Source organism: Bradyrhizobium sp. WSM1743, assembly GCF_000473065.1.
Lineage (GTDB): Bacteria > Pseudomonadota > Alphaproteobacteria > Rhizobiales > Xanthobacteraceae > Bradyrhizobium.
Genome location: NZ_AXAZ01000001.1, coordinates 97,278 through 120,198 on the forward strand (window position 1 = coordinate 97,278; position 22,921 = coordinate 120,198).

At 61.6% G+C, this 22,921-nt stretch carries 19 protein-coding genes and 1 pseudogene; 16 read left to right on the forward strand and 4 right to left on the reverse strand.

Annotation, left to right across the window (positions count from 1 at the left end):
• Nucleotides 1–98: 98 nt before the first annotated feature.
• On the forward strand, nucleotides 99–1,298 hold the full coding sequence (locus YU9_RS0100530; protein ID WP_027571001.1) for a CaiB/BaiF CoA-transferase family protein: 1,200 nt from the start codon (nucleotides 99–101) through the stop codon (nucleotides 1,296–1,298).
• Between the two features lie 25 nt (nucleotides 1,299–1,323).
• Here the strand turns inward: YU9_RS0100530 and YU9_RS0100535 are convergent, their stop codons facing one another.
• On the reverse strand, nucleotides 1,324–2,001 hold the full coding sequence (locus YU9_RS0100535) for a glutathione S-transferase family protein (RefSeq protein WP_027571002.1): 678 nt from the start codon (nucleotides 1,999–2,001) through the stop codon (nucleotides 1,324–1,326).
• Between the two features lies 1 nt (nucleotide 2,002).
• Nucleotides 2,003–2,746 (reverse strand): SDR family NAD(P)-dependent oxidoreductase, encoded by a 744-nt coding sequence (locus YU9_RS0100540; RefSeq protein ID WP_027571003.1) that lies wholly within the window; start codon nucleotides 2,744–2,746, stop codon nucleotides 2,003–2,005.
• A gap of 227 nt (nucleotides 2,747–2,973) precedes the next feature.
• Here YU9_RS0100540 and YU9_RS0100545 point away from each other — a divergent pair, with 227 nt between their 5' ends.
• From YU9_RS0100545 to YU9_RS0100575, 7 genes are all read left to right on the forward strand, one after another.
• Nucleotides 2,974–4,578 (forward strand): class I adenylate-forming enzyme family protein, encoded by a 1,605-nt coding sequence (locus YU9_RS0100545; protein ID WP_027571004.1) that lies wholly within the window; start codon nucleotides 2,974–2,976, stop codon nucleotides 4,576–4,578.
• 17 nt (nucleotides 4,579–4,595) lie between these two features.
• Nucleotides 4,596–5,333, forward strand: coding sequence for an SDR family oxidoreductase (locus YU9_RS0100550; RefSeq protein ID WP_018322608.1), 738 nt, complete (start codon nucleotides 4,596–4,598; stop codon nucleotides 5,331–5,333).
• A 14-nt stretch (nucleotides 5,334–5,347) separates the two neighbouring features.
• Nucleotides 5,348–6,529, forward strand: a complete 1,182-nt coding sequence (locus YU9_RS0100555; RefSeq protein WP_027571005.1) for an acyl-CoA dehydrogenase family protein — start codon at nucleotides 5,348–5,350, stop codon at nucleotides 6,527–6,529.
• A 23-nt stretch (nucleotides 6,530–6,552) separates the two neighbouring features.
• Entirely contained in the window at nucleotides 6,553–7,683 is a 1,131-nt protein-coding gene (locus YU9_RS0100560; RefSeq protein ID WP_027571006.1) for an acyl-CoA dehydrogenase family protein, read from the forward strand.
• A gap of 14 nt (nucleotides 7,684–7,697) precedes the next feature.
• A complete protein-coding gene (locus YU9_RS0100565; RefSeq protein ID WP_027571007.1) occupies nucleotides 7,698–8,885 on the forward strand; it encodes an acetyl-CoA C-acyltransferase in 1,188 nt (395 codons plus the stop codon).
• Between the two features lie 22 nt (nucleotides 8,886–8,907).
• Entirely contained in the window at nucleotides 8,908–9,921 is a 1,014-nt protein-coding gene (locus YU9_RS0100570) for a nitronate monooxygenase family protein (RefSeq protein ID WP_027571008.1), read from the forward strand.
• A gap of 126 nt (nucleotides 9,922–10,047) precedes the next feature.
• Complete coding sequence (locus tag YU9_RS0100575; protein WP_027571009.1) at nucleotides 10,048–10,701, forward strand: flavin reductase family protein; 654 nt, start codon at nucleotides 10,048–10,050, stop codon at nucleotides 10,699–10,701.
• A 127-nt stretch (nucleotides 10,702–10,828) separates the two neighbouring features.
• Here YU9_RS0100575 and YU9_RS0100580 read toward each other — a convergent pair whose 3' ends face one another.
• On the reverse strand, nucleotides 10,829–12,031 hold the full coding sequence (locus tag YU9_RS0100580; protein WP_371259091.1) for a multidrug effflux MFS transporter: 1,203 nt from the start codon (nucleotides 12,029–12,031) through the stop codon (nucleotides 10,829–10,831).
• 92 nt (nucleotides 12,032–12,123) lie between these two features.
• Nucleotides 12,124–13,320 carry an acetyl-CoA C-acyltransferase gene (locus tag YU9_RS0100585; RefSeq protein ID WP_027571011.1) on the reverse strand — a complete coding sequence of 399 codons (1,197 nt, stop codon included), beginning with the start codon at nucleotides 13,318–13,320 and terminating at the stop codon, nucleotides 12,124–12,126.
• Nucleotides 13,321–13,481: 161 nt separating this feature from the next.
• Between YU9_RS0100585 and YU9_RS0100590 the strand changes: the two genes are divergently transcribed.
• From YU9_RS0100590 to YU9_RS0100625, 8 genes and pseudogenes are all read left to right on the forward strand, one after another.
• A complete protein-coding gene (locus tag YU9_RS0100590; protein WP_027571012.1) occupies nucleotides 13,482–14,105 on the forward strand; it encodes a TetR/AcrR family transcriptional regulator in 624 nt (207 codons plus the stop codon).
• 14 nt (nucleotides 14,106–14,119) lie between these two features.
• Nucleotides 14,120–16,441, forward strand: a complete 2,322-nt coding sequence (locus tag YU9_RS0100595; protein ID WP_027571013.1) for a molybdopterin-dependent oxidoreductase — start codon at nucleotides 14,120–14,122, stop codon at nucleotides 16,439–16,441.
• 17 nt (nucleotides 16,442–16,458) lie between these two features.
• Nucleotides 16,459–17,163: an SDR family NAD(P)-dependent oxidoreductase gene (locus YU9_RS0100600; protein ID WP_027571014.1), complete on the forward strand. Its 705-nt coding sequence runs from the start codon at nucleotides 16,459–16,461 to the stop codon at nucleotides 17,161–17,163.
• Between the two features lie 70 nt (nucleotides 17,164–17,233).
• Nucleotides 17,234–18,109 carry an enoyl-CoA hydratase-related protein gene (locus YU9_RS40540; protein ID WP_051380294.1) on the forward strand — a complete coding sequence of 292 codons (876 nt, stop codon included), beginning with the start codon at nucleotides 17,234–17,236 and terminating at the stop codon, nucleotides 18,107–18,109.
• A gap of 159 nt (nucleotides 18,110–18,268) precedes the next feature.
• A pseudogene (locus YU9_RS40545) lies at nucleotides 18,269–19,132 on the forward strand (alpha/beta fold hydrolase).
• A 35-nt stretch (nucleotides 19,133–19,167) separates the two neighbouring features.
• Nucleotides 19,168–20,172 carry an NADP-dependent oxidoreductase gene (locus tag YU9_RS0100615; protein ID WP_027571015.1) on the forward strand — a complete coding sequence of 335 codons (1,005 nt, stop codon included), beginning with the start codon at nucleotides 19,168–19,170 and terminating at the stop codon, nucleotides 20,170–20,172.
• A 70-nt stretch (nucleotides 20,173–20,242) separates the two neighbouring features.
• A complete protein-coding gene (locus tag YU9_RS0100620) occupies nucleotides 20,243–21,022 on the forward strand; it encodes an SDR family oxidoreductase (protein ID WP_051380295.1) in 780 nt (259 codons plus the stop codon).
• 231 nt (nucleotides 21,023–21,253) lie between these two features.
• Nucleotides 21,254–22,849 (forward strand): class I adenylate-forming enzyme family protein, encoded by a 1,596-nt coding sequence (locus YU9_RS0100625; RefSeq protein ID WP_027571017.1) that lies wholly within the window; start codon nucleotides 21,254–21,256, stop codon nucleotides 22,847–22,849.
• Nucleotides 22,850–22,921 lie beyond the last annotated feature (72 nt).

The window sequence follows — 22,921 nt, forward strand, 5'->3', positions numbered from 1 at the left end:
CCAGAACCTGGAGCCTTGCAGAGCCGGGCAGACGTCCGCGCACCTGCATGACGAAACCTCAGTCGACCTTATAACAAAGTCAATTCAGGGAGAATGTGATGCCCGGTCCCCTCAACGGCGTTCGCGTCCTCGATTTGACAGGCGTAGTTTCGGGTCCTTTCGCGACCATGTTCCTGGCGGATCAGGGCGCGGACGTCCTGAAAATCGAGCCGATCGGCGGCGACATTACCCGGCGCAGCCGTGCCACCATTGATAAGGATGGCGAGTTCTCCGCGCTATTCATTTCTTCAAATCGTGGCAAGCGCTCGCTGTCGATTGACGTCAAAAGCGCAGCCGGCCGTGAGGTTCTCGCCAAACTGGTCGCGCAAACCGATGTCCTGGTGCAGAATTTCCGGCCGGGCACTATGGAGCGTCTCGGTCTCGGCGTGGAAGAGTTGCGCCAGCGACATCCGCGCCTGATCTATGTTTCGATCAGCGGTGTTGGTGACACCGGACCCTATGTGAAGAAGCGTGTTTACGATCCGATCATTCAGGGCCTCTCGGGCTTTGCCGATATCCAGTCGCAGCCGGTCACGAACCGTCCGCAGATGATCCGAACCATCGTATGTGACAAGACTACCGCGGTGTTCACCGCCCAGGCGGTAGCGGCAGCACTCTATGCCCGCGAGAAGACAGGGCAAGGTGATCACATTCAGGTCGCTATGTTGGATGCGATGATCTCGTATTTGTGGCCGGAAGGCATGATGCAATACACGGTGGTGGGTGCCGAGGCCACTGCTGCCGATCCTAACGATCGGCCTGATCTCGTGTTCAAGACCAGCGACGGCTACATCACCGCCGGTACTATTTCCGATTCCGAATGGCAGGGTTTTTGCCGCGCCACCGGCGACCCCGAGCTTGCCAAGGATCCCCGGTTTGCGACGCCATCGGCGCGCTCGGTCAACGCCACGGCACGCATCAACAAAATGGCCGAATATATCAGCCAGCACACCACCGCAGAATGGCTGGAGCGTCTGGATGCCGCCGACGTCCCCTGTTCGCCGATCTTGCGGCGGGGCGAGATCATCCACAATGAACAGGTGGTCGCGCGCGATATCATTGCCGAGTTCGATCAACCGAAAGTGGGGCGGGTGCGGCAACCTAAGCCAGCAGCGCGTTTTGCGATCAACGAGGCCGCGATCGGTGGGCCTGCTCCCAGGGTGGGCGAGCACTCCCGCGACGTGTTGCACGAGCTGGGCTACGACGACGGCGCCATCGACAAGATGGTCGCCGAGCGCAGCGTGCGCGTCGCGGTCTAACCGCGAAGCCCGTTGGCGACGTATTTTAGACCTTCGCCGGCGCCGGCGTGATCGGTGCCATCGGAACATTCGCCGCAACGGCTCGCTGAAAGGCTTCCCGTTTCCTGATGCGTTCGAGATAGGGCTGAGCGTTGTCGCAAATGCCGACGCCATAGGCGATGGCCCACTCTAGGCAGATCGTGAGCAGGATGTCTGCGCTCGTAAACCGGTCGCCCATCAGGAATTGCCGGCCATCTGCGAGCGCGACTTCGACATGGCGCAACTGCTGGCGGAAATACTCGCCGGCCTGGGCAACGACCTCGGGTGCAATGCCGTAGATCGGTCCGAGCGCGTCGGCCCGATGGCGGCGCATCACGTAAAGGCTGGTGGAATCCAGCTCCGCGACGATAAAGAAGCACCATTCCAGCCACGCGGCATACTCGCGCGGGGCTTCCGGAATCAGCGATCGTTCCGGCGTGGAATACATGCGCGACAGGTAGGCAACGATCGCTGCGCTCTCGCCGATACAGAAGTCGCCATCCTGAAGCAGCGGGATCTTCTGGCGCGGATTGAGCTTCGAGTATTCTGCGGTCTTGGTTTCGCCGGTTCGCGGGCCAATGGGCTTTGTCTTATAGGCTAAGCCCAGTTCGTGCATGGCCCAATGCGGACGAATGGTGCGACTCGTTCCAACGCCCCACAGGGTCAGGTTTGGTGTCGCATCCATATTACCATTTCTCCACGGACGGACGGAGATCGAGCTCGTGGGTCCAGCCATCTTTGCTTTGCTGGTGGGTGAACCAATAGGCTTCGGCAATAGAAGACGCCTTGGTCAGGCTATCCGGCGGAATATCGCTTGCTTCGATCCCCTTCGCTGCCTTCATGCGTTGGTGAATCGCCTCGCTATCCACGCCAGCGTCGATCAGGAGATGCACGACGTGAATGTTCTTCGGTCCAAGCTCGCGCGCCATCGCCTGGGCCACTGCTCGAAGTCCGAACTTCGCCGATGAAAATGCTGCAAACCCCGAGCCGCCACGCACGCTTGCCGTCGCACCCGTAAAGAAGATGGTGCCGCGTCCGCGCGACAGCATCACGCGGGCAGCCTCACGTCCAACCAGGAAACCACCATAGCAGGCGAGTTCCCAGGCTTTGAAGAACAACTTCTCCGTCGTGTCGAGCAGAGGCTTGTTGACGTTCGAGCCGGCATTGTAGAGGCAAACCTCGACAGGCCCGTGCTCTTTCTCGACCCGCGCGAAAATGCCTTGGACTTCTGCTTCCTGGCGCGCATCTACGCTGAATGCGTGAACGTCATGCCCCGCGGCCCTCAACTCGGCCAGTAGTCCCTGCGATTTGGAGGCATCGCGCCTGCAGATGCAAACCGTATAGCCGCCTCGGGCAAAACGCCGGGCGACCGCCGCGCCAATGGCATCGCCTGCGCCAACAAGTATCGCTACACCGCGGCTCGCCGCCATCCTCGATCCTCCCTTTAAGTTCTTCTTTGATACTGTAGACTAGCTGTCGGATGATGCGTTGTAAACGGCGGTTTTATGAGCCGCGCAAAACCATGCTCAGAGATGGATTGTCCGTTCGACTCCGGTCCGACGACGATTTATCGATTGACGAGTTCTAAAAAAGAACTATAAACTGAAGCCAAGTGTGCCGAATTGCAAAGTTGGCATGGTCGGTCGGGAGGTCAGTCGTGCTGGAGCTTTCAGAGACGATCAGTGGCGACGAGATTGCTGTCGGCTTGCCGAGCCGAATCCATGAAGTAACGGCAGGACCGGTTGCCAGAGCGCCCGACCGGATTGCGCTGGTCGAGGACGGGGCTTCCTGGAGCTATCGAGAACTGGAGCAGCGCGTTGACGAGATCGCCACCGTGCTCTCGTCGCTGGGGATCAGGGCCGGCGATCGGATGATCATTGTCAGCGAAAACTGTATTGCGCTTGCTGCTTTGCTGCTGGCGACAAGCCGGCTCGACGCCTGGGCGATTGTCGCCAACCCGCGCTTGTCGGCGCGCGAACTGGACCAGATCCGCGATCACAGCGGCGCCCGGCGGATGTTTTTCACGTCCGGTATTTCGAAGGAGGCCGCTGCTCACGCCTCACGCTACGGCGCCGAGAATCGGCGAATTGGCCCGCTAGCGGAAATTGGGGTTGGCCCGCTCAACGAAAGCGCGACAGTCCAGCCCGTGGAGACCGATCCAGCAAGGCAAGTCGCGGTTTTGATCTACACGTCAGGGACGACGGGGACTCCCAAGGGCGTGATGCTCTCGCATGACAATCTTCTGATCAGCGCAAAGACCACCGCGTACTTCCGCGGGATGAACGAGAAGGACAAGATCTATCTTGTGTTGCCGATCTCGCATATCGTCGGCATCTCGCTCCTGATCATGACGCTGATGGTTGGCGGCACGGTGCGGATGGTCAGCAAATACGATCCTGCCGCGACCGCAAAGGCCATCGCGGAGGAGGGCGTCACCATCCTCAATGGCGTGCCTGCCACCTATCAGCGCCTGCTGGAGTACAAGAGCGTATCAGGCGTGGAACAACTGTCCCGAGGCTCGTTGCGCTTGATTGCCGTCGCCGGCGCGCCGCTGGATTTGAACCTGAAGTTGCGTGTCGAAAAAGAGTTCGGGCTTCCGTTGCTCAACGGCTACGGGATCACCGAATGCTCGCCGGGAATATCAGGCGTACGTTTCAATAGGCCACGCTCGGATCAGGCTGTTGGAACGCTGCTGCCTGGTGTGGAAGCCCGGGTGCGAACCATCGAAGGATTTCCGACTGTATCCGGTGAAGTCGGCGAGCTGCATGTTCGCGGGCGCAACGTGATGCTGGGGTATTATCGTGCCCCCGAGCTCACCGCGAAGGTGATTGACAGCGAGGGCTGGTTCAATACCGGCGATCTCGCACGTTTCGACGGCGATTGTCTGTACATCGTCGGCCGCACCAAGGAAATGATCATTCGTTCCGGTTTCAACGTCTATCCCGCGGAGGTCGAAGCAGTCCTCAGTTCACACAAGGACGTCGTGCAATCCGCTGTGGTCGGTCGTGCCGCGGACGGCAATGAGGAGATCGTGGCCTTTGTGCAGTTGCTGCCAGGATCTTGCACGACACCAGAGACCCTGATGCATTTTGTCCGGTCTCAGCTTACTTCTTACAAGCGGCCGTCCGAAATTGTCATCCTCGATGCCTTGCCGGCGACATCGACCGGCAAGATACTCAAGCACAAGCTCGCGGAGAGCTTGCGCGAAGGTGGCGCAGCCCCTGCGGTGCAGACGCCCGAATTCCGCAGGCAACATATCTAACTTACCGGGAGGACATCTTGCAAAAGAGAAACGCAACCGTGGCCGTCATCGGCGCCGGAGACTTCATCGGCGGCGAGATCGCCAAAAAATTCGCCGCAGAAGGCTTCACGGTCTTCGCCGGCCGTCGTAACGGCGAAAAATTGGCTCCGCTCGTCAGGGATATCGAGGCCGCCGGCGGAGAGATTCACGCACGCTCGCTCGACGCTCGCAAGGAAGACGAAATCATCTCCTTCCTCAACGATGCGGACAAGCACGCGCCGCTGGAAGTCTGCATCTTCAACATCGGGGCGAACGTCAATTTCCCAATTCTGGAAACCACAGAACGCGTTTTCCGCAAGGTCTGGGAAATGGCCTGCTATTCCGGCTTTCTGGCCGGTCGCGAGGCGGCCCGCCTCATGCTTCCGCGCGGGGGTGGCAACATCTTCTTTACCGGGGCGACCGCCTCGCTCCGAGGCGGCAGCGGGTATGCTGCTTTCGCAAGCGCCAAGTTTGGCCTTCGTGCAGTCGCGCAAGCCATGGCCCGCGAGCTTGGCCCGAAAAATATTCACGTCGCGCATCTCATCATCGATTCCGGCGTGGACACCGAGTGGGTTCGGCAACGCCGGCTGGAGGCTCTCGGGCCCACCGCGCTGGATGATCCGGACGCCTTGATGCCTCCGTCCTCCGTCGCAACTTCGTATTGGCAGCTCTACCAGCAGCCGAGAAGCGCATGGACGTTCGAGCTGGAGATCCGTCCCTTCGGCGAGAAGTGGTAGCGGAGCCTGCTGCCATGGAGCTCAAGCTTTCCCGCGAGGACGCCGCGTTTCGTGACGAGGTGCGCAGTTTCATTGCGGAGAACTATCCGCCGGAAATGCGCGTTCCAAATCCGGAGACCGACCTGACCAAGGAGCAATCGCTGCTGTGGCACCGGATCCTCCACAAGAAGGGTTGGATCGCCCCGCTCTGGCCCAAGGAGTACGGCGGCCCGGGCTGGTCCGTCACGCAGCGCTTCATCTTCGAGCAGGAGACCTCGCGCGCCGGCACGCTGCCGCCGCTCGCCTTCAGCGTCACCATGGTCGGGCCGGTGATCTACACGTTCGGCAACGCGGCGCAGAAGAAGAGATTTCTGCCGCGGATCCTGTCCGGCGAGGATTGGTGGTGCCAGGGCTATTCGGAGCCTGGCTCCGGCTCGGACCTCGCAACCGTCAGAACCAAGGCCGTGCGCGACGGCGACCACTACATCGTCAACGGTCACAAGACCTGGACCACGCTGGCGCAGCATGCCGACTGGATCTTCTGCCTCGTGCGCACCGATCCGAGCGCGAAGCCGCAATCAGGCATCTCCTTCCTGCTGATCGACATGAAGTCGCCCGGTGTCACCGTGCGGCCGATCATCACGATCGATGGCAGCCACGAGGTCAACGACGTCTTCCTCGAGAACGTCCGCGTGCCCGCCGAGAACCTGATCGGCGAGGAGAACAAGGGCTGGACCTACGCCAAGTTCTTGCTCGGCAACGAGCGCACCAGCATGGCCGGCATCGGCCGGTCCACCCGCTACATCAACAAGCTGAAACAGATCGTGAAGGCCGAAATACCGGCCGAGGATCCCGCGCATCTCGAATTTCTGCGGGACATTGCCCGCATCGAGCTTGACGTGCTGGCGCTGGAGGCGACGGAGCTGCGCGTCGTCGCCCAGATGGCGCGCGGCATAGATCCTGGCCCGGCCGCCTCGCTTTTCAAGATCCGCGGCACCGAAATCTTCCAGGCCATCACCGAACTCACCCATCGCGCGATCGGCAACTACGGCCTTGCCATCCGCGAGCATCCGGTCAGCGCCAACCGCTTCATGCCCGGCCCCGACTACGGCCATACCGCGTCGGAAAAATATCTGAACGCGCGCAAGCTCAGCATCTACGGCGGATCCAACGAGATCCAGCGCAACATCATCGCCAAAGCCGTGCTCGGGCTCTAGCCACGGCGGATCGGGAGGATCGGATGGATATTCAGTTCACGGAAGAGCAGGAATTGCTGCGATCCAGCGTCCAGCGCCTGTTGCGCGACCAGTACGACTTCGAGGCGCGGCGCAAGATCGTGGCAAGCGAGGAGGGCTTCAGCCGAAAGCAATGGGACGCTTTCGCCGCGCTCGGCCTTCTCGCTGCACCGTTCTCCGAGGGCGCTGGCGGTCTCGGCGGCGGTCCGCTGTCGACCATGATCGTGATGCATGAATTCGGCCGTCACCTCGTGGTCGAGCCGTTCGTCGAGACGGTCGTGCTGGCCGGCGGATTGATCGAGCACGTGGGCACGCCGGAGCAGCAGCAAAGCTTCATCCCTGAAATCATCGACGGCTCGAAAATCTGGACGCTGGCCTGGACGGAGAAGGCATCGCGCTTCGATCTTGCCAATGTCACGACGCGGGCGCGGCGCGAGGGGAGCGACCACATCCTGACCGGCGCGAAGACCATGGTGATCGCCGCACCTTGGGCCGACTATCTAATCGTCTCGGCGCGGACCTCCGGCGACGATCGTGACCGCGGCGGCGTCAGCCTGTTCGTGGTCGATCGGCGCGCGACCGGCGTCGATCTCCAGAGCTTCAAGACCATCGACGGCCGCCGGGCTGCCGAGCTCGGCCTGCGCGAGGTCCGCGGGCAATTGCTGGGCGCAGAAGGCGAGGGTGTTGCCGCGCTGGAAGTCTGCCGTGACCGTGCCATCGGCGCGCTCTGCGCGGAAGCAGTCGGCGCCATCGGCGAGCTGAACTCGGCGACGCTGGAGTATTCGAAGACGCGCAAGCAGTTCGGCACCACCATCGGTTCCTTCCAGGTGCTGCAACACCGAATGGTCGACATGTTCATCGCACATCAGGAGGCGCTTTCCCTGATGCAGCATCTGAGCCTCAGCCTCAGCGCTGGCGATGCCGGCCTGTCGCGGCTCGCCTCGGGTGCAAAATCGAAGATCGGCTATGCCGGCAAGTTCGTCGCCGATCAGGCGGTGCAGCTTCACGGCGGCATGGGAATGACCGACGAGCTCAACGTCGGGCACTATTTCAAGCGAATCTCCTCCATCAACATCCAGTTCGGCGATCCCGCGTTCCATGTGCTGCGTTACGCGCAGCTGGACGCGGCCGCGTAAGCAGCGAGGCAGGCATGACCACTGAAGCAGTCATCGTTTCCACCGCCCGAACGGCCGTCGGCAAAGCGTATCGCGGCGCGCTCAACAACACGGACGGCCCCACCATGGCCGGGCACGTGATGGCCGAAGCCGTGAAGCGCGCCGGCATCGCGCCCGGAGAAGTAGAAGACGTGGTCATGGGCTGCGCGATGCAGCAAGGCACCATGGTGATGAACGTGGCCCGCAAGGGCGCGATCCGCGCCGGCCTGCCCATCACGGTGGCCGGCACCACGATCGACCGGCAATGCGCGTCCGGCCTGCAGGCCATCGCGGTCGCCGCGCGCTCGGTGATGCTCGACGGGGTCGAGGTCGCGATCGGCGGAGGCATCGAGTCGATCAGCCTCGTGCAGAACGAGCACATGAACAAGTTTCACGCCGTCGACGACGAGCTGATGGCGATGAAGCCCGAAATGTACATGTCGATGCTCGATACCGCCGAGGTCGTTGCCGAGCGCTACAAGATCGGCCGCGACAAGCAGGACGAATACAGCCTCGAGTGCCAACGCCGCGTCGGCGCTGCGTTACAGGCCGGCCGCTTCAACGACGAGATCGTGCCGTTCACGACCAGGATGGCGCTGTTCAACAAGGACACCAAGGAGGTCACCTACGAGCAGGTGACGCTCACAAAGGACGAAGGCCCGCGTCCGGAAACCACCGCCGAAGGCCTCGCCAAGATCAAGCCGGTGTTCGAGGGCAAGACAATCAGCGCGGGAAATGCCAGCCAGCTCTCGGATGGTGCCTCGGCCTGCGTGATCATGAGCGACAAGATTGCGGCCAGAAAGGATCTCAAGCCGCTTGGCATTTTTCGTGGCTTCGTCGCTGCCGGCGTCGAGCCGGACGAGATGGGTGTCGGCCCGGTCGCCGCGATCCCGCGCCTGCTCAAGCGCCATAACCTCAAGATCGACGACATCGACCTCTGGGAGCTGAACGAGGCCTATGCGGTGCAGGTGATCTATTGCCGCGACAAGCTCGGAATCGATCCGGACAAGCTCAACGTCAACGGCGGCTCGATCGCGATCGGTCATCCCTACGGCATGACCGGGTCGCGGCTCACCGGCCATCTCCTGATCGAGGGCCGGCGGCGCAAGGCGAAGTACGGCGTGGTGACCATGTGCATCGGTGGCGGCATGGGCGCAGCCGGCCTGTTCGAAATCATCCACTGAGCGGCAACGCGGGAGATCATTCGTGAAGACAGCAATTACCGAACTGTTCGGCATCGAGCACCCGATCATCCAGGGCGGAATGCACTATGTCGGCTTCGCCGAAATGGCGGCGGCCGTCTCCAACGCGGGCGGGCTCGGCTTGATCACGGGCCTGACGCAGAGAACGCCGGAGCTGCTGGCCAAGGAGATCGCGCGCTGCCGCGACATGACGGACAAGCCGTTCGGCGTGAACCTCACGTTCCTGCCGACCTTCAGCGCACCGCCCTATCCGGAGTACATCGCGGCCATCAGGGAGAGCGGCGTCAAGATCGTCGAAACCGCCGGGCGCAGCCCCGAACAGTACATGCGGGCCCTGAAGGCGGCCGGCATCAAGGTGATCCACAAATGCACCTCCGTCCGGCATTCACTGAAGGCCGAGCAGATCGGCTGCGATGCCGTCAGCGTCGACGGCTTCGAGTGCGGCGGCCATCCCGGAGAGGATGACATGCCGAACATGATCCTGTTGCCGCGCGCAGCCGAGGAACTGAAAATCCCGTTCGTTGCCTCCGGCGGCATGGCCGACGCGCGCAGCCTGGTCGCGGCTCTGGCGATGGGCGCCGCCGGGATGAACATGGGTACGCGCTTCATCGCCACCAAGGAAGCGCCGGTGCACCAGAACGTCAAGGATGCCCTGGTCAAGGCAACGGAGCTCGACACGCGCCTGGTCATGCGGGCGCTCCGCAACACCGAGCGGGTTCTGAACAACAAGGGCGTCGAGAACTTGCTCGAGATTGAGCGGGAGAGGGGCAAGAGCCTCAAGATCGAGGACATCCACGATCAGCTGGCGGGCGTTTATCCCAAGGTGATGATCGACGGCGATATGGATGCGGGCGCCTGGAGCTGCGGCATGGTCGTGGGACTCATTCACGACATCCCGACCGTGAAGGAACTGATCGATCGCATCATGGCGGATGCGGAAAGAATCATCCGGCAGCGCCTGACTGGTTTCCTCGACGGCGCCGGGCAGCGGCCGGCTGCGGCTCGGGCGATGGCTTAGCCGGGAGGACATACCGCTTCCGGACGTTCTGACGGAGGCTATGCGCACGCATGGTCATGGGTGCGTCGATCTTTGTTGAAGCTCAACGGGCCAGATCGACGGCCTTCGGCAGCTTCGGGGGCATTTATGGACCAGGCCGACTTCCACTACTACGAGCCTTCGAAAGGCCACGGGCTCCGGCATAATCCGTTCAATGCGATAATCGCGCCGCGTCCGATTGGGTGGATCTCATCGCGCAATGCAGCCGGTCGATTGAACTTGGCCCCCTACAGTTTTTTCAACGCGTTCCTCTACGATCCTCCGATCATCGGATTTTCCTCAATTTCCTGGAAAGACACCGTCAAGAACGTCAGCGAGACGCGCGAATTCGTCTGGAATCTGGTCACCATGGATCTCGGCGAGCGCATGAACGTGACAGCGACGCCGCTCGATCACGGCGTGAGCGAGTTCGAAGTAGCCGGTTTGACGCCGATACCCGGACGCCACGTTGCTGTGCCGCGGGTGGGCGAGAGCAGGGCCGCCATGGAATGCAAGGTCGTCGAGGTCTCTCAGCTGGCCAACGCACGCGGAGAAAAGGTCGAAGGATGGTTCGTGCTTGGTGAGGTCGTCGCGGTCTACATCGACAAAACGTTGATCGAGGACGGCGTCTACAACACGGCACTTGCGCGTCCCATTCTGCGCGCCGGCCGGGGTGGAGATTATCTCGAGGTCAGGACCGAGAACATGTTCGAGATGAAGCGCCCAGCGGGCAGCAGTAAGCCGGAATTCCACGGGACATGATTGCGCTGGAAACAGGCTCAATTGTCGGGCCGGCCAAGCCTTGCCGCGCTTTGCCCGACAGGCCTAAGCCCGACTTCGCAAAGCCGATGAGTGACTGAACGGAAACGCGTCCGGAGTCATACGCCCATCAAGACCCCGGGCCCCGCGCGTACAGGCCAAGAGCCAGCAGGGAGAACGCGCTCATCACGACGCCCAGCGCAAACATTGCTTCATGTGACACTGTGGCAGCAAGCCATACGCCGATTGCCGCGATCATCATCTGCAAGAAACCCAGCAGCGCCGAGGCCGCGCCGGCTTTCTCGCCGAATGGAGACAACGCGCGCGCCGTGGCCAACGGACTGACAATGCCCATGCCGAGGAGATATACGCTCATCGCGCCTAGAAAGGGCAAGAAAGTCGGGTTGATCAGCGAGATGAGCAGGATCGCAAGGCTGCTGGCGGCTGTCGCGCACAAACCTGCCCGGATCGGACCATCGAGCCCGTAGCGTGGTGCCAATCTTGTGGCAAGCATACCCGCGGCGAATACGATGAAGACGGTGCCCGCAAAGAAGAGCCCGAGCTGGATCGGCGTGAAGTGCAACGCTTCGATGAATAGGCGCGGCGCAGCGGAAAACATCGAGAACAAGCCGCCCATAGTGAGGCTCGAGGCGGCCGCGGGGGTAGCGAAGCGACGGTCTCCAATCAGACCGGCATAGGCCCTGCCGACGACAACTGGATTGAACGGCGTGCGGATCGAATTGTGGGTTTCGCCAAGAACGATGGCGTAGGCAACGGCGCCGACGGCGGCAAGGGCCGCGACCAGCGCGAATTCGGCGCGCCAGCCCAGGCTATGGTCGAGGGCGCCGCCAAGCAGCGGCGAGAACCCGGGAGCTGCGGACATCACGATCATGATGAGCGCCATCGCGCGTGCCAGTGCCGCGCCACTGAACATGTCGCGGGCGATGGCGCGAGACAGCACTGACGTCGCGCAAGCACCTGTTGCCTGCACGACGCGGCCGACCAGGAGATTGGGCAGGTCGGTTGCCAGACTGCACCAAACGCTGCCGCCGAAGAACACGGCAAATCCGATCAGGACCGACCACCGTCTTCCGTAGCGATCCGAAAGCGGTCCGACCAGGAGCTGGCCTAACCCGAACACTGCAAGAAACACGGTGATGGCGGACGTGACCTCTGCAGTCGTGACATTCAATGAGATCGCAATGTGCGGCAGAGACGGCAGCAAGATGTTGGTCGCAAGCGTTCCCATCGCGGCCAGCACGGAAAGGATCGCGATCGGCAGGACGCTGGAGCTAGGAATGTCCCGCGACGCGGTGTTCGTCATATCAGCCATGGATATTCCTCGTCGCGGGAATGGGCAGATCAAGTGGCGAGTGACGCGGTTCGCGCCGCTCGCCGAGTCCGTCTCGTCCGTCAGCCGTGATATCAGCGGACGACGCGCTCGATCGCGATGGCGGTAGCTTCGCCGCCGCCAATGCAGAGCGACGCGACGCCGCGCTTGAGGTTTTGCGCTTCGAGCGCGTGCAGCAGCGTCACGATCAGCCGCGCGCCGGTGGCGCCAATGGGATGACCGAGCGCGCAGGGGCCGCCGTTGACGTTCAGCTTTTCTCTGGGGATGCCGAGATCCTTCTGTGCCGCCATCGCGACGACGGCAAATGCCTCATTGATCTCGAACAGATCCACGTCGCCAACGCTCCAGCCGATCTTGTCCAATAGCTTGCGAATAGCGGGGATCGGGGCCGTCGTGAACCATTGTGGCTCCTGACTGTGGGTGGCATGGCCCTTGATCTCGGCGAGCACCGGAAGGCCGTCGCGATCGGCGAGCGAGCGTTTCGCCAAGATGAGCGCCGCCGCGCCGTCAGCATTGGCGGATGAGGCGGCGGGCGTGATGGTGCCGTTGGCGCGGAACGCGGCTTTCAGCCCGGGGATTTTGGCGGGATCGACTTTGAGCGGATGTTCGTCATTGGAGACGATCCGGGGCCCGGCCTTCTCGGTCAACGTGATTGGAGCAATCTCAGCCTTGAACGCGCCGCCTTCAACCGCCTTGCGGGCGCGGGTCAAGGTCTCGATCGCATAGTCGTCCTGGTCTTTGCGGGTGAATTGATAGGCCTCCGCCGTGGCCTCGCCAAAGTCGCCCATCGAGCGGCCGGTCTCGTAGGCGTCTTCCAGCCCGTCCATCATCATGTGGTCGATGATGCGGTCGTGGCCAGCGCGGTAGCCGCCCCGCGCCTTGGCCAGCAGATAGGGCGCATTGCTCATGCTCTCCATTCCGCCGGACAGCACGATCTCGGCGGAGCCAGCATTGATGATGTCGTGAGCGAGCATGGTCGCCTTCATGCCGGAGCCGCAGACCTTGTTGATGGTGGTAGCACCGGTGGCATCCGGCAATTTGGCGGCGCGAGCGGCCTGACGCGCCGGTGCTTGGCCTTGGCCGGCCGGTAGCACGTTCCCCATGAACACCTCGTCGATCTTCTCCGGCGCAAGCTTCGCCCGTTCCAGAGCTGCTCCAATCACGTGAGAACCGAGCTTGTATGCGCTGAGCGGCGAGAGCTCGCCCATGAAGCGGCCGAGCGGCGTACGGGCCGCGGAGAGGATGACGACGGGATCGGAAGCGGCGGCCATGGCGAATTCTCCTGTTGATCACTTCGTTATATGACGATAGTCATATAACACGGGCGACATTGCAATGAAATATTGCCGTCGCTTCAAAAGCGCGGTCCAGAAGCGCTGGTGGATGGGATCGGTCGAACAGCCGGTCACCGAGCAGCTTGCACGGAGGGGAGATGCGTTACGTAGGAGACCATAGGCGCCAGACCCACAGCCGGATCGTTGAAAGTGCCTCCTACGGCTTGCGTCAAAACGGTGCCGAGGGACTTAGTGTTGTCGAGTTGATGAAGCTCGCCGGTCTTACGCACGGCGGGTTCTATAACCATTTCGAGTCGCGTGCAGCGCTTGTCGGCGAGGCAATTGCGTTTGCGATGGATCAAACGGCCGAGCGGTGGAAAAAACTGGCGAACCGGAAGGCGAACGAGGATCGTTTCGAGACGTTGATCGCCGATTATCTCAGTTCCCGCCACCGCGACAATCCCAGACAAGGCTGCGCGCTTCCAGCCCTGGCCGCTGATGTCGCTCGATCGAGCCCGAGGGAGCAACGGGCGCTTGCTTCCAAGCTGGAGAAGATGATCGACATCCTGGTCGAAGTGCTTCCCGCCGAGGGTCCTCAACAGGCACGCCAAATCGCGACAAGCACCATTGCGACCATGGTTGGATCGATCGTGCTATCGCGTGCTGTCGGTGCCGGGAAGCTTTCTGACGATATTCTCGACGCCGGACGGATGACTGTCTGCGGCCGGACTCACAAGCGACAGCGCAGAACAGCAAAGGCGATGAGCTGCGACAAACCATAATCTGGGAGGTGCCCATGACGGCCGGCAAGTGGCTCAAGACAGCCTGCAACCTGTGTTACGTAAACTGCGGCATCGAGGTCTGGGTGAATGAGGGGCGCCTCGAGAAGGTACGAGGCGACCGTTCAAACCCGAAGTCGCAAGGCTATCTATGCAACAAGGCGGCACGCATTCCCTACTATGCGCATCACAGGGATCGGCTCACGACCCCGCTGCGTCGTCGCGCCGATGGCGGCTTTGATGAAATCGAGTGGGACGTCGCGATCGCAGAAATCTCGGAGCGGCTTCGAGACGTCGTCGACAGGTATGGCGGCAAGAGTATTGCCCTTTATGGCGGCGGCGGGCAGGGCAACCACGCCGGCGGTGCCTACGCCAGTGGCTTGTTGCGTGCGCTGGGCTCGCGCAGCGTCTTCAACGCGCTTTCGCAGGAAAAAACCGGCGATTTCTGGGTCAATGGCCACATGTTCGGCAGCCAAACCTGCCACACGTCAGAGGACGTCCATCATTGCGATCTCTTGCTTGTCATCGGGGCAAATCCCTGGATCGCGCACGGCTTCCCCAATGCGCGCGACCATCTCAATCAGATCCGCAAGGATCCCGCACGCAAGCTGATCGTCATCGACCCCCGTCGAACCGAAACCGCAGAGATGGCGGATCTGCATCTCGCGGTTCGGCCCGGTGCCGATGCGTTTCTCCTTGGCGCGCTGCTGGCCACGCTCGTCCGGTCCGACCGAATCGACCACGCGTTCATCGAGGCGCACACGATCGGCTTCGCGGAAGTGAGGCAAGCACTATTGAACATCCCGGTTCAGGAATGGGCGGCCGCCGCCGATATCTCGATCGCGGAGCTGGAGAGCTGCGCCGCGATGATCGCAGCCGCGAAGGCCATGGTGGTTCGGGTTGAACTCGGCATCCAGCAAGGCGTCAACTCGACACTCAACTCCTATCTTGAAAAGCTCTTGATCATGCTTTCCGGCAATTTCGGCCGTGAAGGTACCAACCAATTGCATAGCTGGCTTCAACCGCTGTGGGGAAACTCTCCGAACCAGACATTCGCGCCGACCGGCGACGCGATCATTGGGGGCTTGTTGCCGCCCAACATTTTCCCCGAAGCGGTACTCAAGGATCATCCAGAGCGGTTGCGCTGCGCCTGGATCGACAGCTCCAATCCCGCCAACACCGCCGCAAATACCGTGGCGGTGGAACGCGCGTTGCAGTCGCTAGAGCTATGCGTTGTGGTCGACGTTGCGATGACCGAAACCGCACGGCTCGCGCACTACGTTCTCCCGGCCTCCACACAATACGAAAAGACCGAATTTACTCTGTTCAACTTCGAATTTCCGACCAACTATTTTCATGTCCGCGCCAGTGTTCTGCCGCCACTTGCCGGCACCTTGCCGGAGCCCGAGATCTATACGCGGCTTGCGATCGCCCTGGGGCTTCTGCCGGGTGACAATGTCCTCGCGCCGCTACGGGAAATAGCACGGCGCTCGCGATCTGAATTCGCCGCGGCCTTTCGTGCTTTCATCGCGGAGAACCCTGCGGCAGTGCCTGCCCTGGTGCTCTACCATACGCTGGGGCAGGCGCTTCCGGACGGTACCGCGGCCGCGGCGCCGATGTGGAGCGCGGCACAGGCTTGCGCGAAGCGATCGCCGCAAGCGGTGCGGCGGGCGATCGGCGCATCCGAGCAGGTGGCGGACCATCAGCTCGGAGATCTCCTGTTCGACACCATCGTGGCCTGCCGGCAAGGCACGGCGGTTACACGGCACGAGTATGACGAGGTCTGGTCACTGATCGGCCATTCGGATCGCAAGGTTCGGCTGATCGTCCCGCAAATGCTGGAATGGCTGGCGCGTCTCGATCCGCAAGCCGCTAGCGCGCCAAAGGAGTTCCCGTTCGTGCTGGCGGCTGGTGGCCGCCGCATGTTCAATGCCAACCAGATATTTCGCGATCCCGCGTGGCGTCGCGACGACCCGGACGGCGCCCTGCTGATCAATTCGAGCGATCTGAGCGAGTTGGGCGCGAAGGATGGTGACTGGATCGCGGTGGAGTCGGCGGCCGGGCGGCTCGTCGTCCGCTGCAAGGTCGATGACGCCATGCGCAAGGGCCAGCTGGCGCTGCCGCACGGTTACGGCCAGGCTTATCCCTCGCCGGACGGTGAACGCCTGATCAACGGACCGCGCATCAATCTGCTCACCGAGAGTGGCAACCGCGATCCCATTGCGGGCACGCCCTACCACAAGAACGTCGCGGTTCGACTGGCCCTGGTGACCGAGCACGAAGCTGCCGCCTGTCAGTCGCAATCCGAGCGAATTCATAAGAGAGCGGCCGGACAATAGCTCGAAGGGAGCGTCGAATGACCGAGAAACCAATCGCAATCGTGACCGGAGTAGGGCCAGGCACGGGAGCTGCCATCGTCAAGCGCTTCTCTGCTGGCGGGTTTCGTATCATCGCGCTTGCCCGCTCAGCGGAGCTCATCAATCGACTTGCGCAAGAGCTTCCGGACGTGCACGCGGTGACCTGCGACGTCTCGGAGGAGGCTCAGGTGCGGACCGCAGTCGCTGACGTAAAGCGCCGCTTTGGGGCGCCGGACGTTCTCATCCACAACGCGGTCGGAGGGGGCTGGGGGAGTTTTCGCGAGATCGATCCGAAGATGCTGAAGGGCAACTTCGAAGTCAACGTGATGGGCCTGTTGTACCTGTCGCGAGAAGTGGCGCCTGACATGATCGATCGGGGCAAGGGCGCAATCCTGGTGACCGGCAACACCTCTTCGATCCGAGGCAAAGCCAATTTCGCCGGCTTCGCGCCGACGAAGGCGGCGCAGCGCATTCTGGCCGAGTCGATCGCACGTGAAGTAGGACCTCTCGGCGTCCACGTCTCCTACGTTCTCATCGACGCCGTTATCGATACGCCCCGGATGCGCGCGCGGATGAGCGACAAACCGGATGAGTTCTTCATCAAGCCGGCGGCGATCGCCGACGAATTATTGCATCTCTACGGTCAGGATCGCTCGGCCTGGTCGTTTCTCACGGAACTGCGGCCATTCAACGAAAACTGGTGATGCTCGAACACGGGCACGGCGCGCTGGGTCACTTTGGAGAGCTCTCCCTGGGACTTGAAAGGTCAGAAACATGACGGATGGATCCATCTCGGTTGATACGGGGACAGACGAACTGCTGTGCGCGATCCGGGATCGCGTCGCGGTGATTACCTTGAACCGACCCGAAGCCCGAAATTCGTTGTCCGATCATCTTACGCCGGCGTTGCGCCGGATGGTCAAACAGAATGGAGATGATCCTGAGGTCGGAGCCCTCCTGATTACCGGTGCAGGCACTGCCTTCTGTTCGGGCGGCGATGTTAAGGGGATGGGCGGCAACGCTGCCGCGCCGGCGATGTCATTCAGCGACAAGGTTGCGCGATTGCGGGAACGTCAGCGAACCCTGACCGGCGCACTTGTTTCGGTGCGGAAGCCCACCATCGCGGCTTTGCCGGGACCGGCGGCTGGCGCCGGGCTTGCGATCGCACTCGCTTGCGACCTTCGTATTGCAGCCGAATCCACGATCATGACGACAGGCTATGCCAGAATTGCGCTCACCGGCGATTACGGCATTTCGTGGCTGTTGACCCGGCTTGCCGGGACGGCACGTGCTCGCGAACTGATGTTTCTGTCTGAACGGATCAGTGCACGGCGCTGCGAAGCATTGGGTCTTATCAATCGCGTGGTGCCTGATTCCGAACTGCAAAGCGAAGCATTCGAAATGGCGAGAGCATTGGCGAATGGCCCGGCGAGCGCGTATGCCTCCATGAAGGATAATCTCGATCTTGCGCTGTCGGCCGACTTCTTGACGTCACTGGATCAAGAGGCCGAGAGGATGGTCCTCGCGGCGGGCACTGCGCAGCACGCCGAAGCCGTCCGGGCTTTTATTGAGAAGCGTCCGCCGTCGTCGGTGTTCCACACCAAATTGGGAAGACCGGAGCCGAGGACGACAGACGCGGAATTGCGCTGATGCCGGGTGCTTCCGCCAGCATTGGGCTGGCGTCGGGGCCAAGGCCAACACGGCGGCCTATCAACACGTGCGTCTCTTGGTGCGCACAGGAAGAACCGCGTCATCCGATATCCCTCTGATCTCAGGGATTCCGGTGTCAGCCGAACTATGGAGTAAGTGATGTCAACTTATGTCAGCCACCCAGGATCGGTCGTGCGCTATGTCGATGCGCCGAATCTTTCGATCAGTGCTGCAGGAACAACTTTTGCCTATCGCGATATCGGTCCACGCACTGGCGTGCCATTGATCCTTCTCAACCATTGGGGCGCGGTTCTCGACAATTTCGATCCACCGATCGTCGATGGGCTCGCCACCAGGCATCGCGTCATGGCGATCGACTACCGAGGCATCGGCGCTTCAGGCGGGAAAGCGCCTGTCACCGTTGGCGAAATGGCGCAAGATACGATCGCTCTGATCGCGGCGCTCGGCTTTGAAAAAGTCGATCTGCTCGGCTTTTCCCTCGGCGGCTTCGTAGCCCAGGATATCGCGCTGAAGGCCCCTGGTCTCGTGCGAAAGCTGATTCTGACCGGCACGGGCCCGGCAGGCGGCAAAGGTATCGAGAAGGTCGGGCCGGTGTCCTGGCCGCTGATGATCAAGGGCTTGCTGACTTTGCGAGACCCGAAATTCTATCTGTTCTTCACCTCCACGGCCAATGGACGCCGGGCCGCAAAGGCCTTTCTGGAAAGGCTGAACGAGCGCAAGTCAAATCGGGACAAAGGAGCCACGCCAGTGGCCTTGTTGCGGCAGCTCAAGGCGATCAAGAGCTGGGGCCAGCAGGCGCCTTAGGATCTCGGCAGCCTCCGCATCCCGGTCCTGATCGCGAATGGCGATAACGACATCATGGTGCCGACCGCAAACAGCACCGACATGGCACGGCGTATCCCGGGCGCCCAACTGGTCATCTACGAAGATGCCGGGCACGGCGGGATTTTCCAGTACCACGCCGATTTCGTGCCGAAGGCGCTGTCGTTCCTCGACGCCTGACGCCGCGACCAAATTTTGAAATTGGAGATGACATCATGAAGGCATTCGTCGTCGACAAATATAAGAAGAAAGGGGCTCTGCGCTCGGCAACCATGCCAGAACCGGAGTTGCGGGACGATGACGTCCTGGTTCGGGTTCACGCAACTGCTGTGAACGTCCTGGACTCCAAGCTCAGGGATGGAGAATTCAAACTCATCCTGCCGTATCGTCCGCCCTTCATTCTGGGCCACGATGTTGCCGGGACGGTCGTCAGGGTTGACCGCAATGTCAGGCGATTCAAGGCGGGCGACGAGGTCTATGCACGGCCGCGCGATCATCGGATCGGAACATTCGCCGAATTCATTGCCATGAACGAAGCCGACGTGGCGCCGAAGCCTGAGAACATCAGCATGGAAGCGGCCGCTTCCATCCCGTTGGTGGGACTGACCGCCTGGCAGGCGCTGGTCGAGGTGGGCAAGCTGAGGCCCGGCCAGAAGGTCTTCATCCAGGCAGGCTCCGGCGGGGTGGGGAGTTTCGCACTCCAGCTCGCCAAGCATCTCGGTGCGGTCGTGGCGACGACGACGAGCGCGAAGAATGTCGAACTGGTCAAGAGCCTCGGCGCGGACTTGGTCGTCGACTACAAGACCCAGGATTTCGAGAAGGTCTTGTCGGGCTACGATCTGGTCCTGCACAGCCAGGACGCCAAGACGCTTGAAAAATCTCTGCGCGTGCTCAAGCCGGGCGGCCTGCTCATCTCAATCTCCGGGCCGCCCGACCCCGAATTCGCGAGGGAGCAGGGGATGAACCCCTTCCTGAAACTGGTGCTGCGTTTGCTGAGCCATGGTGTGCGGAAGAAAGCCAGAAAACTCGGTGTGCGCTTCTCATTCCTGTTCATGCGCGCGCAGGGACAGCAGCTACGCGAAATCACGTCCCTGATCGAATCCGGCGTGATCCGTCCGGTCGTGGACCAGGTTTTCCCGTTCGAAAAAACCGGTGACGCGCTCGCCTATGTCGAGACCGGTCGAGCAAGGGGCAAGGTCGTGATTGCGGTGAAACAATAGTTCCGTAACGGTGCCGCCTGCGTTGCGACGCCATACGCCGGCCGGCACCAAGTGCATCCGAGGAAACGACATGACTGAATCCAACCGCGATACACAGCCTTTCCTGCAGGACGTTGCACTCATTGTCGGCGGTGGCCCGGGCATCAGTTCGAGTTGCGCCAGGCTGTTCGCGGAAAACGGGATGCGTGTCGCCGTCGCAGCCAGGAACCCGGAAAAAGCCGTCCTTGAGACTCTCGAAAAGATGCACGGCGTGCGTCGGTACGCCTGCGATGCAAGCGAACCGGAGGCCGGGGCACAGCTGTTCGCGAATGTCGCTCGAGAGATCGGAGCGCCGAGGCTTGTCGTGCATAACATCGATGGCCGCGTTCCCGGCATTTTCCGCAAGGGCATTCTCGAAGCCGACCCGATGATGGCGCTCGAAACAATCCGAAACTCGGCATTCAGCGCGTTTCTGGTAGGTCAACAGGCAGCTCGGCTCATGCTCGGAAACGAACCCGACGTCAATGGTACGAGAGGAACGATAATCTTTACGAACGCCAGCGCGGCGCTCAAGGGCTTTCCATCGAGTGGTGCATTTGCGATGGCGTGCCATGCCAAGTCCGGACTCGCGCAAAGCATCGCGAGAGAATTGATGCCGCAGGGAATCCATGTGGCGAATGTGCCGATCGATGCCGCAATCGGTTGGACTCAGGAAGACGGCACCCGCGCGCACCGGCTGGCGGGAACGACCGTGGACGACAACATGGCCGACCCTGTCCATATCGCGGAAACCTATCTGCAGCTGCACCGCCAGCATCGGTCGACCTGGGCTTTTGAAGTCGTGCTGCGGCCGTGGGTTGAGAAATGGTAATTACGCTTAGCTGATCCCTCCGAACAAGTGCGCGGAGATCGCCAATTCTAAATTGGAATTCGATTTATGCACCAAGAATTCCGCCATTTGCTGGTACATTCACGTCTGCTCGTCTTGACAGTTCTATTTTAGAACGGTTTACTCCGCGGGCCGATAAGAATGAAGGATGCGGACCTCCCGGTTGAAGGGGGCCGCGCACGCTGCCGAAAACAAGGCGCGAGGGAGGATGGCATGAGGAGCGTGGACGAGCTCACCGCAGCCGAACTGCTGGACGGCCTGCCGTCCAGAGTGCAGGAGGTTTACGCGCCGTTCGTGCGGGATATTCCGGATCATCCGGCCTTCGTGGAAGGCGGGCGTGCCTGGAGCTACCGGCAGTTCGCGGATGCGGTCGACGTTGCGGCAAAGAATCTCGCCGGATTGGGCATCAGGCCCGGTGATCGCGTGATGATTGCCAGTGAGAACAGCGTGGCCCTCGGCGTGATGCTCTTCGCAGCGAGCAAGCTCGATGCCTGGGGTATTCCGGTCAATCCCCGCCTTTCGCCCCGAGAGATCGACCTGATCGGGACGCACAGCGGTGCCAGACGCATACTGTTCAACTCGGCGCTGTCGAAGGAAGCGGCCGACCATGCCAGCCGTATCGGTGCGAAAATCGGCGCCGTGGGGCCGTTCGGCGGAATCGGCATCGGTCCTCTCAATGCGGATGCCGAAGCGGAGCCCGTCGAGAAGGATGGCGCCCACCAGGTCGCAGGCCTCTTATACACCTCAGGCACGACCGGTGCACCGAAGGGCGTCATGCTGAGTCACCGCAATCTCCTCTTCACCGCAAGGACGTCGGGAATCCTTCGCCGAAGCAGTCCAGGCGACCGCATTTACGGCGTGCTGCCGATGTCACACATCGTCGGGTATGCGATCCTACTGATTTCGACGCTGATGCACTGCGGCACGTTGCATGTCGTGGCCAAGGCCGATCCCGCTGCGCTGGCTCATGCCATCGCCGAGCAAGGGATTACGAGCCTGTTCGGCGTGCCTGCCACATATCAGCGGCTGCTTGAGCACAAGGCGGTCAAGGGCATCCAACGGCTCGAACGGGGCAGCCTGCGGATCATGGCGGTGGCTGGCGCTCCGCTCGACCTCGATCTCAAGAAGCGGATCGAGGACGAGTTTGGAATCCCGCTGCTGAACAATTACGGCATAACGGAATGCTCACCAGGCCTCACGGGGGTCCGTTCGGAACAGCCTGTCCCGGACGAGTCGGTCGGCCCGTTTCTTCCCGGCATCGAGCACCGGATCGTGGACGGACAAGGAAAAAAGGTGGCGACCGGTGAAGTGGGCGAATTACACGTTCGAGGTCCGAACATCATGCTCGGCTACTATCGTGCGCCTGACCTGACGGCAGCGGCGATCGATGAGCAGGGATGGTTCAACACGGGGGATCTCGCGCGGGTGAACGGCAAGGGGCATCTCTATATCGCCGGCCGCACCAAGGAGCTTATCATCCGCTCCGGCTTCAACGTTTATCCCGCCGAGGTGGAGGCCGTTCTGAACGCGCACGACCAGGTCGTTCAGTCGGCCGTCGTCGGACGAAAGGTCGAGGGCAACGAGGAGGTCGTCGCGTTCGTTCAGCTTCTCCCCGGTGCGAGCATCAGCGCGGAAGACCTCAAGGCGTACACGGCCCAATTGCTCACGTCCTACAAGCGTCCGACCGAATTGATTGTGCTTGACGCTCTACCCTCGGCCTCCACCGGCAAGATACTGAAACACAAGCTGCGGGAGATGGCGAACGAACAGGCCGCCCCGAAGGCGTCCCGTGCGGCAGCCGCTGGCTGACGGGCGTCAGGAGTGATTTGAACGGCAATATGCCGGTTCAAGAAAGAACGTTAGCGACGGACTTGTCGCTGA